This window comes from Gemmatimonadaceae bacterium (genome assembly GCA_020852815.1).
Taxonomy (GTDB): Bacteria; Gemmatimonadota; Gemmatimonadetes; order Gemmatimonadales; family Gemmatimonadaceae; genus SCN-70-22.
In genome coordinates, this window is record JADZAN010000001.1 from 130,326 (window position 1) to 145,362 (window position 15,037).

At 69.7% G+C, this 15,037-nt stretch carries 12 protein-coding genes; 4 read left to right on the forward strand and 8 right to left on the reverse strand.

Translation table 11 applies throughout. The features are described 5' to 3' along the window. The first annotated feature begins 32 nt into the window (after positions 1 to 32). From IT359_00640 to IT359_00650, 3 genes are all read left to right on the forward strand, one after another. Positions 33 to 716, forward strand: coding sequence for a glycerophosphodiester phosphodiesterase (locus IT359_00640; GenBank protein MCC6927468.1), 684 nt, complete (start codon positions 33 to 35; stop codon positions 714 to 716). 97 nt (positions 717 to 813) lie between these two features. Beyond that, positions 814 to 2,253, forward strand: a complete 1,440-nt coding sequence (locus IT359_00645; GenBank protein ID MCC6927469.1) for an amidohydrolase — start codon at positions 814 to 816, stop codon at positions 2,251 to 2,253. Between the two features lies 1 nt (position 2,254). Further along, positions 2,255 to 3,541: an amidohydrolase family protein gene (locus IT359_00650; GenBank protein ID MCC6927470.1), complete on the forward strand. Its 1,287-nt coding sequence runs from the start codon at positions 2,255 to 2,257 to the stop codon at positions 3,539 to 3,541. A 49-nt stretch (positions 3,542 to 3,590) separates the two neighbouring features. Here the strand turns inward: IT359_00650 and IT359_00655 are convergent, their stop codons facing one another. The 7 genes from IT359_00655 to IT359_00685 all read right to left on the reverse strand — a co-directional run bounded on the left by IT359_00655 (position 3,591) and on the right by IT359_00685 (position 10,653). After that, complete coding sequence (locus IT359_00655; GenBank protein MCC6927471.1) at positions 3,591 to 4,007, reverse strand: hypothetical protein; 417 nt, start codon at positions 4,005 to 4,007, stop codon at positions 3,591 to 3,593. Between the two features lie 202 nt (positions 4,008 to 4,209). Beyond that, positions 4,210 to 4,488, reverse strand: a complete 279-nt coding sequence (rpmA, locus tag IT359_00660) for a 50S ribosomal protein L27 (GenBank protein ID MCC6927472.1) — start codon at positions 4,486 to 4,488, stop codon at positions 4,210 to 4,212. Between the two features lie 12 nt (positions 4,489 to 4,500). Continuing rightward, positions 4,501 to 4,818 (reverse strand): 50S ribosomal protein L21, encoded by a 318-nt coding sequence (gene rplU / locus IT359_00665; GenBank protein MCC6927473.1) that lies wholly within the window; start codon positions 4,816 to 4,818, stop codon positions 4,501 to 4,503. Between the two features lie 149 nt (positions 4,819 to 4,967). Then, the gene (locus IT359_00670) at positions 4,968 to 6,530 is read right to left on the reverse strand and encodes an Rne/Rng family ribonuclease (GenBank protein MCC6927474.1); all 1,563 of its coding nucleotides are present in this window, start codon (positions 6,528 to 6,530) and stop codon (positions 4,968 to 4,970) included. A 435-nt stretch (positions 6,531 to 6,965) separates the two neighbouring features. Continuing rightward, on the reverse strand, positions 6,966 to 7,520 hold the full coding sequence (locus IT359_00675) for an isoprenylcysteine carboxylmethyltransferase family protein (protein ID MCC6927475.1): 555 nt from the start codon (positions 7,518 to 7,520) through the stop codon (positions 6,966 to 6,968). Further along, entirely contained in the window at positions 7,517 to 8,737 is a 1,221-nt protein-coding gene (locus tag IT359_00680) for an acyl-CoA dehydrogenase family protein (GenBank protein MCC6927476.1), read from the reverse strand. The genes IT359_00675 and IT359_00680 overlap by 4 nt, the downstream gene beginning before the upstream one ends. Before the next feature lie 170 nt (positions 8,738 to 8,907). Then, on the reverse strand, positions 8,908 to 10,653 hold the full coding sequence (locus IT359_00685) for a RecQ family ATP-dependent DNA helicase (GenBank protein ID MCC6927477.1): 1,746 nt from the start codon (positions 10,651 to 10,653) through the stop codon (positions 8,908 to 8,910). Between the two features lie 67 nt (positions 10,654 to 10,720). Between IT359_00685 and IT359_00690 the strand changes: the two genes are divergently transcribed. Then, a complete protein-coding gene (locus IT359_00690) occupies positions 10,721 to 12,460 on the forward strand; it encodes a response regulator (protein MCC6927478.1) in 1,740 nt (579 codons plus the stop codon). A gap of 79 nt (positions 12,461 to 12,539) precedes the next feature. On the opposite strand, the gene IT359_00695 is transcribed toward IT359_00690, so the two are convergent. Continuing rightward, positions 12,540 to 15,026: a U32 family peptidase gene (locus tag IT359_00695; protein ID MCC6927479.1), complete on the reverse strand. Its 2,487-nt coding sequence runs from the start codon at positions 15,024 to 15,026 to the stop codon at positions 12,540 to 12,542. Between the last annotated feature and the right edge of the window lie 11 nt (positions 15,027 to 15,037).

Genomic DNA, 15,037 nt, shown 5'->3' on the forward strand with positions numbered 1-15,037 from the left:
CCCTCCCATCTTCCACCGAACGTTTACACCACGTGCAAGTCATCGCCCATCGCGGGATGCCGCGAAAGTCGCGGGAAAACACGCTGGCCGGATTCGCGTTGGCGATCGAGGCGGGTGCCGACGGGATCGAGATCGATGTCCACGCCACGAGGGACGGCGTGGTGGTGGTACATCACGACGCAGCATTGTCGTGCCCGCCGGGATCGCCCCCGGGGAGCCAGGGGATGGGGATCCGCGCACTTTCGTTCGCCGAGTTGCGACGCGAGACCTTCGGCGGCGGCGACATCCCGACGCTCGATGAGACGCTGGCCTTCGTGGATGGGCGAGCGGTGCTTTACGTCGAGATCAAGGCCCCCGACATCGAGAGTCGGGTCGTTTCGGAGCTCGCCCTGCATGGCGCCCGGGCCGCCGTCCACTCATTCGACCATCGCGTGTCGTGCACCGTGCACGCCATCGCGCCGGACATTCCCACGGGGATCCTCACCGACAGCTACCTGCTCGATCCGGGGCGCGCGCTCAGGGACGCGAACGCGCGCGACTACTGGCAGCGCTGGGAGATGATCGACGCCACGCTCGTGCGGCAGGTCCATGCGGCGGGTGGGCGCGTGATTGCCTGGACGGTGAACGACCTGGGGGCTATCGCCCATCTGCGGACGCTGGGTGTCGACGCCGTCTGCACCGACGTGGCCGACGAAGTGGTCCCGCGCGTGCGGTAGCGGCGTAGCGCGCAGGCATCTGGCTAGCCATCCGGCGCGCGGGTAGCTTCGCTCGCCCGAACGCCCTTCCTTCGTCACCAGGAGTCCAGCGTACCCCATGCGAGCGATCATTCCGCTCCTGCTGGGGGTCGCGGCCGTCGGCTGCGCCGCACAGCAGCCGGCACCGCCCCCCGCCCCTCGCCCGGTCGTTCCCCCCGCCGACAGCACGAGCGCCGTCCTCCCGGGCGCTGGCGCCCTCAGCATCCCGAACGCCGATCCTTTCCCCAGCACCTACCGCCCGTTCCCGTCGCGCACGACGGTGATCCGCAACGCCACGATCATGACCGCCGCCGGCCCCACGCTGCGCGGCGCCTCGATCCTGCTGCGCGACGGGAAGGTTGCGGCTGTCGGGAGCACGATCGACGTGCCGTCGGATGCCGTGGTGATTGACGGCACCGGAAAGTTTGTCACGCCGGGGATCATCGACACGCACTCGCACCTGGGCGTGTACGCGGCGCCCAGCGTCGAGGCGCTGAGCGATGGCAACGAGATGACCAACCCGTCGACGCCCAACGTCTGGGCGGAGCACTCGGTCTACGCGCAGGACGCGCAGTTCCCGCGCGCGCTGGCGGCCGGCGTCACCACGATCCAGGTCCTTCCGGGATCGGCGAACCTGATTGGCGGGCGCAGCGTGGTGCTCAAGGTCGTCCCGTCGCGCACGGTGCGCGGGATGAAGTTCCCGGGCGCGAAGTACGGCCTCAAGCACGCCTGCGGCGAGAACCCGAAGCGCGTGTACCAGAGCCGCGGCCCCTCGACGCGCATGGGGAACGTGGCGGGATGGCGCCAGCAGTACCTGCAGGCCGAGCAGTACCGCCGCCGCTGGGACAAGTGGCTCGCCGACCGCAAGGGAGAACCGCCGGCGCGCGACTTGAACATGGAAACGCTGGCCGAGGTGCTGCGCGGCAACATCTTCGTGCAGTGGCACTGTTACACGGCCAACGACATGGAAGGCGCCATGGAAGTGGCCGATGAATTCGGCTTCAAGATCCGTTCGTTCCACCATGGCGTGGAGGCCTACAAGCTCGCAGATATCCTGGCGCAGAAAGGCATCTCGGCCTCGCTGTGGTCCGACTGGGGCGGCTTCAAGATCGAAGCGATGGATGGTGTGCGCGCCAACCTCGCGCTGGTGCACGCGGCCGGCGCCCGCGCAATCGTCCACTCCGACGACGCCAGCGGGATGCAGCGGCTCAACCAGGACGCCGCGAAGTCGATTGCCGAGGCGCGCACGTTAGGCATCGACATCCCGGAGGACGAGGCCATCAAGTGGATCACCGCCAACGCCGCGTGGGCGCTGGGCCTCGACGATCGCATCGGGACGCTGGAGCTGGGAAAGAACGCGGACGTGGTGCTGTGGAGCGGGACGCCGTTCAGCATCTACAGCCGGGCCGAGAAGGTATGGGTGGATGGTGCCATGCTGTTCGATCGCACGACGCCGTCGGCCTGGTGGCGCACCGATTTCGAACTCGGTTTCGTCCCCGAGATCCCGGGAGGGCGCTGACATGAGGACCATACTTCGCGCCACGGCATGGCTGGCGGGGAGCGCACTCGCGCTCACTCTCCCTCGCATCGTCGCCGCACAGACCATCGCCATCACCGGGGCCAGGGTCTTCCCGGTGAGCGGCCCTCCAATCGAGGGCGGCACGGTCCTCCTGCGCGATGGAAAGATCGTCGCCGTCGGGAGCAACGTCTCCGTTCCGACCGATGCGCAGCGCATCGACGCTGCCGGCAAGTGGGTCACGCCCGGCATCTTCAACGCCACCACCTCCCTGGGCCTCACGGAAATCGGCGCCGTGGACGAGACGGTCGACGTGAGCGCGCGCGGGCAGGGCGACGGATTCGTCCCGTCGCTGCGCGTCTGGGACGGCTTCAATGCCGCCTCGGCGCTGCTGCAGGTGACGCGCAACGACGGGATCACCACCGCGGGGCTCGTCCCGCGCGGGGGGCTCATCGCCGGACAGGGCGCCGTCGTGGTCCTTGGCGACGGCTCGTTAGGCGATGTCCTGCTCAAGGGGCCGGCCGCGATGTTCGCCGACATCGCGTCCAAGGGGAACGACCGCGGTGCCTCTCGCGCCGAGGTGTACCAGCGCCTGCGCGCCGTCCTGGCCGAGGCGCGCGACTGGCCAAAGCGGCGCAACCGGTACGATGCGAACGGGTCGCGTCCGCTCGCGGCGCGCCCGGTGGACCTCGAGGCGCTGCAACCCGTCGTGCGGGGCGAGATCCCGCTGGCGATCGAGGCCGACCGGGCGAGCGACCTCCTCGTCGCGCTCGACATCGCGCGCGAATTCAACCTGAAGCTCGCGCTGACGTCGGCGTCGGAGGGGTGGAAGGTGGCGGAGCAGATTGCCGCCGCGAAGGCCTACGTGCTGGTGGGGGCGCTGAACAATATCCCGCGCGACTTCGCCATCCTCGGGGCGCGACAGGAGAACGCCGCGCTACTGCAGAAGGCGGGGGCGCGCGTGGTGATCGCGGGCGGCGCCGACGCCTTCAACGCGCGCAACGTGAAGTACGAGGCGGGAGTGGCCGTTGCCTTCGGGATGCCGTGGGACGCGGCGCTCCGCGCGGTGACGCTCACACCGGCTGAGCTGTATGGGGTGGCGGACCGCGTGGGTTCGCTGCAGCCCGGGCGTGACGCAACGCTGGTGATCTGGAGCGGCGACCCGTTCGAGCTGTACACGCACGCCGAGAAGGTGTACGTGCGCGGCCGCGAGGTGCAACGCCCGTCGCGGCAGGATGATCTGATGCGTCGCTACAAGACCCTTCCGCCCGACTATCGCGCCCGGCCGTAGCCGCGAGGTCGCTCAAGGTTCACGAACGTCGCCGCCGCCCTGCCACGTTTCAGCTGGCGGGCGGCGGGGCGTCGGGTGCCGGGCGCGCCGCGGCATCCGGTGCGGCGGCGTGATCGTCTGTCGCCGCGGGTGGAACGCCCTCCGCGTCAGCGGGCGGGGCATCGCCGACGGGGACGTCCTCGCGCGTGACGTTGCGCCCGGTGAGCGCGCGCATGCGATCCTCCAGCTCGGCGAGTTCCTCCTCGCGCGAGCGCACGGCATCCACCAGGCGGGCAATCATGTGGTCGTTGGGCGTCTCCTTCCCCGTGCGGGAACGATAGACGGCGTAGCCTAACGACTGGGCGGCACGGTCGACGAACTGCCGGGCGCGGAAGACCTCGAGGCGCAGCTTTCCCTCATCCAGTGCGCCCTGCGCCGCCTTGCCGGCGCGATCGAGTTCGGTGCGCAACTTGTTCCAGATCGCCATGGCCCCACCCTCGCCGGTGTCCGGTCGTCGACGCGCAGTCCTTCGCCCCGAGTGGGCACCACCGCGCACAGTGACCCTACGCAACTACAACATGGGTGGTTCCACAGGGCCCGCAATGGGTGCTCGGCATCCGACAATGAAAACGCCCCCGGATTCCGGGGGCGTTGCAAGGCGGCACGTGCCAGCGGACCGCGCGTGTCGCTTACGCGGCGGGAACCGTCTCCGTCGGGAACGGGTCGACGCTCACCTGCTGGCGCTTCTTGTCCTTGTGGTGGAAGCGCACGACGCCGTCGACGAGGGCGTAGATGGTGTAGTCAGTCCCGAGGCCGACGTTGCGCCCGGGATGCCACTTGGTGCCGCACTGGCGCACGATGATGTTGCCGGCGCGGACGGCTTCGCCGCCGTACTTCTTGATGCCGCGGTACTTCGGGTTGCTGTCGCGCCCGTTGCGGGACGAGCCGACGCCCTTCTTGTGTGCCATGGGATCCTCTCGTCAGCCGAGCGTGATGTCCTTGATGCGCACTTCCGTGAACGCCTGCCGGTGCCCCTGCTTGCGGGCGTAGTTCTTCCGGCGCTTGAACTTGAAGACGACGATCTTGTCGCCGAGACCATGCTTCACGATCTCACCGGTCACCTTGGCGCCGGAGAGGTACGGAACGCCGGTACGGACGGTCGAGCCGTCGGAGCCGAGCAGCACTTCGTTGAATTCGACCGCGGCGCCGGCGTCGCCGGGGAGCGTGGCGACGCGGAGCGTCGTCCCGGGCTGCACCCGATACTGCTTGCCGCCGGTGCGGATGATGGCGTAAGTCATGGTCACGAAACGGAAAATGAATGCGAGCCCGAAAAGCTAGTCGTGGCAAAGGGTTCGGTCAACCGCCCTAGCGGTGGTTTCAACACCGCTAGCCGCGCCGTTGCCGGCGCAGCACGCCGGCGCTGCGGCTACCGGTCTCTCAACCACCCTCAGGCCACCGAATACTGCTGCGTCACGTCGCGCCCAGCCCCCTTCACCACCAGCTTGAACTCGTCAGGGCGCAGCAGCGGGTCGTCGCGCATCTCGACGGTGAATCCGGCCGACTTCTCCAGCTTCCGCAGGTAGTCCTTCTCCTGGTCCAGCACGTAAAGCGCCACCTCGGGGTGCAGCTTCACCACCAGTTGCTCGCGCCGCCCCTCCACCGCCATGCGCTTCACCGACCGCTCCACCCGCCGCACGATGGTCTCCGGGGTGAAGACGCGTCCGGTTCCGTTGCACGTCGGGCACGCCTCGGTCATCTGCTGGAGATGGCTCTGCCGCACTCGCTGCCGCGTCATCTCGACGAGCCCCAGGTCGGAGACCGGGAAAGCCTTGGTCCGCGCCCGGTCGCGCCCCAGGTGTGTCCGCAGCTCCTGGAGGACACGGTCCCGGTTGGACTTGGTCTCCATGTCGATGAAATCGCAGACGATGATCCCTCCCATGTCGCGTAGGCGGATCTGCCGGGCGACCTCGCGGGCCGCCTCGACGTTCGTCTTGAGGATGGTCTTCTCCGGGTCCTTCTTCCCCGTGAAGCGCCCCGAATTGACGTCGATCGAGACCAGCGCCTCGGTTGGCTCGATGATCAGGTAACCGCCCGAGGGGAGTTCGCAGCGACGCTTGAACAGGTCGCGAATCTCCGTCTCGATGTCGGCCTTGTCGAAGAGCGGGACGTTCCCTTCGTACAGCTGCACGCGCTCGATCAGCTCAGGGGCGATCCCCTTGAGGTACTCGACGATCTCGTTGAAGACCTGCTTCGAGTCCACCTGGATCTTCTCGACCTTGGTGGAAAAGATGTCGCGGATGATCCCTCGCGTGAGCGACGTCTCGCGATGCAGTTGCACCGGGGCGCGAACGAAGGTGGTCTTCTTCTTCACCCGCTTCCACGTGGCCATGAGCGTGTTGAGCTCGCGCTGGAACGCCTCCGGGGTGGCGTCCTCGCCCACGGTACGCACGATGACGCCGCCCGACTTTGGCGGGAGGATTGCCTCCACCTGCTCCCGCAGGCGCGAGCGCTCCGTCCGGTCGCCGATCTTCCGGCTCACCCCGACGCGCGAGGCGTGCGGCATGTAGACGAGAAATCGCCCCGCCAGCGACACCTCGGCGGTCACCCGGGGGCCCTTGGTCGAGATGGGCTCCTTGGAGACCTGCACGATGAGGGTATCGCCCTTCTTGAGGACATCCTGGATGGGGGGAGCCTTGGCGCGGCGCGAGCGGCGCGGCGCGTCCTCGGATTCCTCCCCTTCCTCGCCCTCGTCACCGTCCTCGTCGCCCTCCTCCTCGGCGCCGGGCACGACCGTGTCCGACGCGTGGAGGAACGCGCTTTTCTCGGTCCCGATGTCGACGAAGGCGGCCTGGATCCCCGGCTGCACCGCCTCGACCTTGCCCAGGAAGATGTCGCCGACCATCCGTCGTGTATCCGGACGGTCGACCAGGAGCTCAACGAGTTGGTCGTCCTCGATGATGGCGACGCGGATTTCCCGCGACGTCGAACTGATGAGTATCTCGCGTTTCATCGGAAGTCCCCTCTCGCCAGTGCCCTCGCGACTCGAGGGCGCTGGCGGAGCGGACGCATGAGAGGGTGGGTGCGCTCCCGGGGCGCAGCGCGGCCCCCCCGAAGAGACGCGTGCGACGATGATTTTGCCTGACGGCGCGCGCGATCGTACACGTCGCGGTCGTCACCACTGGGCGCCAACGTGCCGCAGGCGGCAACGACGTGCACCCGTGGATGATGCAACCCGACGTGCGATGCCAGGGAGTCACCCCCGAAACACGCACCACAGCAGCGGCCGGTCCGGTGCGAGGCGACACGCGCCCCGCCGGTCTCGGCGTGAAGAGCCGGACGTGCGCGAGTCGCGCGCGCGCCCGTGAAACAGCGGAAAGTCGTACCATGACGCGCGCGACCCCGGCGGAGACGCGACGAACCAGGGTGGCGAGTGCCGCCCCCTGCCTCATCCGATCACTCCGCGAAGTCGCAAGACCAACCATGTCATGCCTGCAAGATAGCCAAGGAGCGCCTTCCATTCGCCATGCCGCATGTAGAGCGCGGGGCTGAAGGCAGTTCCCTCCTCCCCTCCCGTCCCCTTCCACGCGGTGAGCCGGGGGAAGAACGCCGGGACGTTGCGCTCGAAGTCGGGATAGCCCTCCGGGAACATCTCGAGGATCTTGGCGCGCTCGCGGGCGATGGTTGGCCCGTAGATCAGCACCCAGAAGAGGCCAACGAACAACAGCAGCGCCCAGTGTGCGGCGATGGCGAAGCCGCAGGCGATGAGGAAGCTCCCGAAGTAGAGCGGATTCCGTGTGTGTGCGTACGGTCCCGTGGTGGCCAGCTTGTCGTTCTTGATGATGTGCCCGGCGGCCCACGCCCTCACGAGGACGCCGACGAATGCCACGACCGCCCCGAGGAGCAGCGTGCGCTCGCTGGGACGCGCGAATGCGAGGTACAGCCCGCCCACCACGAAGCCAAGCGGGAGGCGGAGCCGCGTGGCAAGCCTGGACAGCGTCACGCCGTGACGTCCCGGAGCAGTTCGCGCGCGATGACGAGGCGCTGGATCTCGCTCGTTCCCTCGCCGATCTCGCAGATCTTGGCGTCGCGCATCATGCGCTCGACGGGATACTCCTTGGTGTAGCCATAGCCGCCGTGCACCTGGATCGCCTTGATGGTGGCACGCATGGCCAGCTCGGAGCAGAAGAGCTTGGCCATCGCCGCGGTCTTGGTCACGTTGAGCCCCTTCTGGAGCATGGCGGCGGCGTGATACACGAGATGCTTCCCCGCCTCGATCTCCGTGGCCATGTCCGCCAGTTGGAACGAGATCCCCTGGAATGAGGCAATCGCCTGCCCGAACTGCTTGCGCACGGTGGAGTACTTGAGCGCTTCCTCGAAGGCGCCCTCGGCGATTCCTAACGAGAGCGCGGCGATGCCGATGCGCCCGGCGTCGAGCGTGCGCATGAAGTTGGCGAAGCCCTCGCCCTCGGTGCCGAGGAGGTTTTCCGCCGGGACTTCGACGTCCTCGAAGATCAACTCGCGCGTGTCGGAAGCGCGCCACCCGAGCTTGTCCTCCTTGCGCCCCGACTTGAAGCCGGGCATGGGGACGAGTTCGTCGGCGTGCCCGATGCCGTGCTCCCGGGCGCGCGCCAGGTCGTCGTTCTGCTTGGTGAGGATGAACGACGAGATGCCGCCGCGCGTCCCGCGGGAGGCGTCGGTGACCGCCGTGACGACGAAGATCTCGCCAACGCCGCCGTGCGTGATGAATCGCTTGGAGCCGTTGAGGACGAAGCGATCGCCCTTCTTCACTGCGGTGGTGCGCGTCCCGCCGGCGTCGCTCCCGGCCGCCTCCTCGGTGAGGCCAAAGCCGCCCATGACGCGCCCCGACGCGAGGAGCGGGATGTAGCGCCGCTTTTGGGCGTCGCTGCCGAAGTAGTAGATCGGCGACGTCCCCAGCGTCGTGTGCGCCGACACGGTGAGGCCGTGCGAGGCGTCGACCTTGGCCAGTTCGTGGATGACGATCATGTAGCTCGTCAGGTCGAGCCCGGCCCCGCCCAGCTCCTCGGGCCAGGGGACGCCGAGGAGTCCCAGTTCGCCCATCTTGGCGATGTTCTCCCACGGAAACTCGGCGATGGCATCGTACCTGGCGGCGACCGGAGCGACTTCGTCGCGGGCGAAGGCCCGCACCATGTCGCGGACCTGATAGTGCTGCTCGGAGAAGTACTGGGAGTCGTCCATGCCGTTCTGCGGCGACGCGCGCCGCGGTATGTCGTGAGAAACGTGGACTGCGAGCGTCGTTCGCGGGGCGCGTCGGCCCTCAGCGCCGGCACTCGACGCCGACATCGCGAGACGCGCCGCCCACGTTGGCGCATCGAATACGTAGGCACACGACTCACGCGGCGCGGCGGTCACGATGCAAACCCGCAGACGTCACACGCGCCGCAACGAGTCGTGGGCCCGGGATCGCCGAAATATCGAAGCAGGACCAGTCGGCGGCAACGCGTGGTCTCGACGAGTCGCGCCACCTGCGCGTGCCGCCACAGGTCGCGCGCCTGACGCGTGCCGTGCCGGGAGGCGAGGCCCTGCAACTCGTCTGGCGAGGGGCGGCGCAGCAGCCGCCATGGCGCGTGTGCCGGGAGCCAGAGGGCGAGCTGCCCTTCCTCCCACCGCGCGAGGAGTCGCGCCCCGTCACCATCGGGGGCGTAGGCGTCGAGGGCACGGCGCGACATCACCAGGGGCACTCCGTCGCCCACGGAGTCCGAGGCGGCCGGCGCGAGCGCCGCGCCCTTCGTGCTGCCTGACGAGTGAGGCGGGGCGAGCACGATCTGCTGGAGCGCTTCGGCGTCCGCGTCGCGCGCGGCGGCGAGTGCGGCGATGCGCGCCGCTGTGGCGAGGAGGCGCAACTCGCCCGCGGCGAGGCCGGGCGCCAGCGCGCCTGACTCGGTCAGGAGTCGGAGCGCGGCGCCCACGTCGTGAAGGGAGGCCTGGACGGCGTGCGCGAGGCGTGCGAGCGGCTGGTCGCGCAGGGCGGCGAGCGCGGTCACGGCGCGGCCGTCGCCCAGGAGGTCGACCACGCGCTGCATGAGGAGCGCCGAGACGCGCGCGTTGGCGATGCGGGCGCGCGCTCGCGCCAGGTCGTTAGGCGCGACGAGGACGTGGCAGTCGGCCGTGGCGCCGTCGCGACCGCCGCGCCCTGCCTCCTGGTAGTACGCTTCGAGCGTGAGCGGCGGCTCGGCGTGTGCCACGAGTCGCACGTCGGGCTTGTCGACGCCCATCCCGAAGGCGTTGGTGGCGACGATGATGGCGAGGCGGTTGTCGAGGAAGCGATCCTGCAGGCGGGCGCGCTCGGCGGGGGGGAGCCCGGCATGGAACGGGGCGACGGCGACGCCCTGGCGGCGAATGGCGCTGGCCAGCTGCTCGGTGGCGCGCCGGGTCGCGGCGTACATCACGGCCGCCCCCGGTGCGCTGCGGGCCATCTGGAGGAGTGTCGTTAGGCGTTCGTGCTCGCTCGCGACACGGCGCACGTGCAGCCGGAGGTTGGCGCGATCGAAGCCGCCCGTGATGTGCAACGGGTCGCGAAGTTGCAGGCGCTGCACGATGTCGCGGGCCGTGCGTGGGGTGGCGGTGGCGGTGAGGGCGATGGTGGGCGGACTGCCGATATCGGCCCGCAGTGCGCCCAAGGCGAGGTATGCCGGGCGGAACGACTCTCCCCACTCGGAGATGCAATGCGCCTCGTCCACCGCCAGGAGGCGTGGAGCCACACGCGCCAGCCGCGCGCGCGTGCGCGGGGAGGCGAGCGCCTCTGGCGCGAGGTAGAGGAGGTCGAGCGCCTGGCCGTCGAGGGCGTCCCATGCATCCTCGCGCTGGGCCAGGCTCACGGCACCGCTGACCTGCGCCGCGCGGACACCCTTGTGACGCAAGGCGTCGACCTGGTCCTTCATGAGCGCGACGAGCGGCGAGACCACGACGGCAGGCGACAGGCCGCAGGCGGCCGGCAGCTGGTAGCAGAGCGACTTTCCGCCGCCGGTGGGGAGGATGACGAGGACGTCGCGCCCGTTGCACACGGCATCGAAGGCGTTGCGTTGCGCCGGTCGGAGCGCGGAGATGCCGAAGCGCGGGAGCCAGGTCTCCGGCGAGACGAGGGTGTGCGTCATGCCGCACACGCTTGCACCGTGCGCGCCCCTTACCATCACCAGAATCACATCATATCATGCCAATTCATTGCATCGCGACGCGGCGGAGGGCGAGGAGCCCGGGGCGCGCGATGCCGGCGCCACCGCGGCGCTCCACAGCATGATCGATGCCCTGATCGAGACGCTCGCCCTCGCCACGACGGTGACGTTAGGCGTGGTAATGGGGGGGCTGGTCGCCGCGTCACGCGGCCGCCAGGAGTTCACGACCGCCGAGCGCTATCGCGTGCGCGCGCACAGCGTGGTGCTCGTCATTCTCGGAGTGGCGGAAGTCGCGCTGGCGTTCGTGCGCGGTGGCCGCGACGCGTCGCTCGACGGTGAGGGAGCGCTCCCCCAGCTTACGGTGGCCGCGGCGTTGCTGGTCGGGGTTGGCGCGATCGCGATGTCGGTGTGGCGCTGGCGGTCGAGCGCCTCACGCGCCGCAGTCGACCCCCGGCCGATGCTCGCCACGAATCCCCCGCCTGCGTCGTTGCATGCCGATGTCGCGTCGTCCACCGATCGCGACGCCGCCGCGGCATCGTTGCTCCCCATCGATCATCTCGCCACGCCGGGATCGCCAGCGACAGCAGGAACGCCGGAGGGCGCGCTGGGGGAGGGGCGCGATGGCACCGACTTCGACGTGCGCCTGATGCACGCCAACCGCATGCAGAGCATCGGACGCCTGGCGGGGGGCATCGCCCACGACTTCAACAATCTCCTGACGTCGATCCTCACCAGCGCGGAGATGGCGCGCGAGGCGCTTCCCGACGAGCACGGGATCCGTCCCGACCTCGAGGAGATTCGTCGCGCCGGGACGCGGGCCAGCGAACTCACGCGGCAGCTGCTGGCCTTTGCGCGACGCGACGTGAGCCGTCCCCGGGTGATCGACGTCAACATGCTCGTGGGGAGCCTGGCCACGATGCTGCACCGCTTGCTGGGCGAGACGATCACGCTGCGCATCTCGTTAGGCGAGGCGTTGCCGCTCGTGCTGGCCGACCCGGCGCAGCTGGAGCAGGTGATCGTGAACCTGGCGGTGAATGCGCGCGATGCGATGGTGCATGGCGGCGAGTTGCAGCTGCGGACGTCGCGCGGCGAGGCGCAACGGCACAGCGCCGAGACGGCGCCGCTGGACGGCGTGGTGCTGGAGGTGCAGGACTCGGGGATCGGGATGAGCGAGGACGTGCGCGTGCGACTCTTCGAGCCGTTCTACACCACCAAGACGCCGGGGCGTGGCACCGGGCTCGGGCTGGCCACCTGCCAGGCCATTGTCAGCGCACACGGTGGGGAGATCGCGGTGGACAGCGCCCTCGGCGCCGGCTCGACCTTCCGCGTCTGGCTCCCGGCCACCGATGTCGTCGACGATTCGCGCGCCACGGCGGAGCATCCGGCTCCTCCCCCGCTCCCCCGCGACGCGCCGCGCACCATCCTGCTCGTGGAAGACGATGCCGACGTGCGCGGCTCCACCGCGCGCGCGCTGCGCCGCGCGGGGTATGCCGTGCTGGAGGCGATGGACGGCGAGGACGCGTTGCAGCTGGTGGCCTCGCGCCCCGACACGGTCGACCTCATCCTCACCGACATCGTCATGCCGCGCATGGGCGGGGCCGAACTCGTGCGACGCCTGTCGGCGCAGTGCCCCGAGGCGCACGTGATCTACATGTCCGGCTACCCCGCCGACTCGCCCGAGGTGGCGCAGGTGGAGGCGCTGGGATTGCACGTGCTGGAAAAGCCGTACACGCCGGCGATCCTCCTGTTCGAGATCCGCCTCAAGTTCGACGCGCTGCGTCGCGCCTGAACAGTTCGCCGCGCGGGCGATGGCCGCGAAGGGCGCAGCGGCCACGGCGGGCGCAAGATGGAAGTGCGGCTGCCGGCCGTTAGACGGCGCGCACGAAATGGCCGCGCGTGAAGCGATGCCCGAGCGACTCGCGAATGGAGAGCGCGGGAGCGCGATCGCCCGCGGCGAGGGCGCGCAGCAGTCGCGCATACTCGCCCACCACCTCGCCCACCGGGTCACCGCCAACGTTGAACAGCGCCCGGAAGTGGCGAATCCCCCCCTCCCACAACCGCGGGATGAACTCGGAGCCCTCGATGGGGCGCGAGTGGAGGAGGCGGTTGCGGCACGCCGAATCGGTGGCGAGCGGGAAGGTGTAGCCGGCGGGGTCGGTGAGCTCGACGGCGGGATGCTGCTGCACGCAGAGGTCGCGACAGGTGGTGGCGACGCGATCGAAGGCGGCGGAGAGGACGCAATGCTCGATCGTCATCCCCTCGGGGCGACCGTAGGCCACGACCTCGAAGCCGACTCCATTCCACGGCGCCACCAGTTGCACGATCTCGTCGGCGGTGAGCTCGACCGATGCCGTCACGCGCGAGACGCCGCGCGAGAAGAACTCCTGCGCGGTGAAGGCGTTGAAGACGTTGACGGCGTAGTCGGCGGCCACGTCGCGCCCCTCGCGCGCGAGTGCGACGGCGAGTCCCGCGTGCCCCGTGAGGATCGGCAGCTGCAACGCCAGCCACTTGTCGAGCGACCGCCGCTCCTCCGGGCGCACGACGGAGGGCGTCCGCAGCCGCAGCGCGACGCCGGCCGCGTGCAGCTCGTCGCGCAAGGCGGCCAGGCGAGCGGCCGGCGCGACGGGGTGACGCAGGAAGGGGTCGAAGACGATCTCGTTCGCCCCGGCCTTCGCCGCGGCGCGCGCATCGTCCAGCGTCCAGACCTCCGCCGAAAGCGTAGCAGCTGGCGGCACCGGAGGGGGTGTGACGCGAAGCGCCGCGATGGCCGAGTCGATGCGCGCGGAGCGCTCCGCCTCCTCTGCCGCGCGCGCCCAGTCGCGTCGCGTCATCAGGACGTCGACGGCGCGCTGGCGCAGGCGGTTCACCTCGCTCACCGGAAGAAAAAGCCCCGCGGGGAGCCCTGTCACGTCCAGCGTGCCTAACGTGAACGGCGTCTCGCCCAGGCGCGCCAGCTGCTCGCGAAGGCGGGAGTAGTCGAGGGCGCGCTGGGTGGCCGGCGCGAGCACCGTCTCGGTGCGCTCCTCCACCACCTCGTCGCCCACAGAGAAGACCGCCTTGAGCGGGGCACCAGCGCCGCCGAACAGGCGCACGTCGAGGCGCTGCCGCCCCCCGCGCGCGGGACGCGGGAGCGCGGCGTACGAGGCGCGGGCGCGCTCGAGCAACGCCGCCTCCGAGCTGCGCACCACACGCCACCCCGCCGCCACGCGCTCGCGCGTCGTGATGGCCTGGCGCACCATTCCCTGGCGCGAGCCCAGCGTACGCACGCGCGTCACCGCAAAGCCGGTCGCGCGCCCGGGAGTTCCTTCCGGCGGCTCGAAGCCCAGCCCATCGCCCGGCTGCACGGCGTGCGTGACTTCGATGATGAGGTCGTTCCCCTCCCGGCCGAGCACCACGCCGAGTTCGTGCCCCCGATTGTCGGGCTGCGTGCGCGTGATGTAGTCGCGCCCCTGGCGCCCGGTGAACATTCCGCTGGTGAAGCCGCGCGAGAAGATCTGGACGAGCGGGCGAATCTCCTCTGGAGTGGCCGAGACGTTCTCGCCAGCCGCAACGCGATCGAGGAGATCGCGATAGGTGCGCGTCACCGTCGCCACGTATTCCGGCTTCTTCTTGCGCCCCTCCACCTTGAGGCAGCCGACCCCCAGCTCCGCCAACTCGGCAATCTGGTCGTGCGCCGCCAGGTCCTTCGCCGAGATGAGGTAGCCGCGATCCAGTTCATCGCCCGTCGTCGCATCGGTCAGGATGTAATCCTTGCGACACGACTGCGCGCACGAGCCGCGGTTGGCGCTTCGTTCGGAAATCATCCCCGACATGAAGCACTGTCCGGAGTAAGAGATGCAGAGCGCACCGTGCACGAACGTCTCGAGCCCCATGTCGGGCACCGCCGCACGGATGGCGCGCACGTCGTCCAGCGTGTTCTCGCGCGCCAGCACCACGCGCTCGAGCCCGAGGTCGCGCATGAGGCGCGCCCCGTCGGCGTCGTGCACCGTCATCTGCGTGGAGCCATGCACCTCGAAGCCGGGATACACGCGCTGAATGAGGCGCACCAATCCAAGGTCCTGCACGATGGCCGCGTCTATTCCCCGGTCGATGGCCTCGCCGAGGAGCGCGAGTGCATCGGCCAGCTCCGCGGGCTTGGTGAGGATGTTGAGCGTGAGGTAGACGCGCGTTCCGCCGGCGTGCGCGATGAGGCACGCCTGTTCCAGCTCATCGAGCGTGAGCTGCGCCCCCTCGTCGCGGGCGTTGAAGCGCTCGGCGCCCAGGTAGACGGCGTTGGCCCCGTTGGCGACAGCAGCGCGCACGGCGTCGATGGAGCCGGCGGGGGCGAGGAGTTCCGGGATGCGGCGCTTGGACATGGCGATCGGAA

Bases quoted from the DNA above. Each gene is read 5' to 3' on its own strand.
- IT359_00645 (MCC6927469.1), top strand. From the start codon at position 814: ATGCGAGCGATCATTCCGCTCCTGCTGGGGGTCGCGGCCGTCGGCTGC.
- IT359_00650 (MCC6927470.1), top strand. From the start codon at position 2,255: ATGAGGACCATACTTCGCGCCACGGCATGGCTGGCGGGGAGCGCACTC.
- IT359_00655 (MCC6927471.1), bottom strand. From the start codon at position 4,007: ATGGCGATCTGGAACAAGTTGCGCACCGAACTCGATCGCGCCGGCAAG.
- rpmA (MCC6927472.1), bottom strand. From the start codon at position 4,488: ATGGCACACAAGAAGGGCGTCGGCTCGTCCCGCAACGGGCGCGACAGC.
- rplU (MCC6927473.1), bottom strand. From the start codon at position 4,818: ATGACTTACGCCATCATCCGCACCGGCGGCAAGCAGTATCGGGTGCAG.
- IT359_00670 (MCC6927474.1), bottom strand. From the start codon at position 6,530: ATGAAACGCGAGATACTCATCAGTTCGACGTCGCGGGAAATCCGCGTC.
- IT359_00680 (MCC6927476.1), bottom strand. From the start codon at position 8,737: ATGGACGACTCCCAGTACTTCTCCGAGCAGCACTATCAGGTCCGCGAC.
- IT359_00685 (MCC6927477.1), bottom strand. From the start codon at position 10,653: ATGACGCACACCCTCGTCTCGCCGGAGACCTGGCTCCCGCGCTTCGGC.
- IT359_00695 (MCC6927479.1), bottom strand. From the start codon at position 15,026: ATGTCCAAGCGCCGCATCCCGGAACTCCTCGCCCCCGCCGGCTCCATC.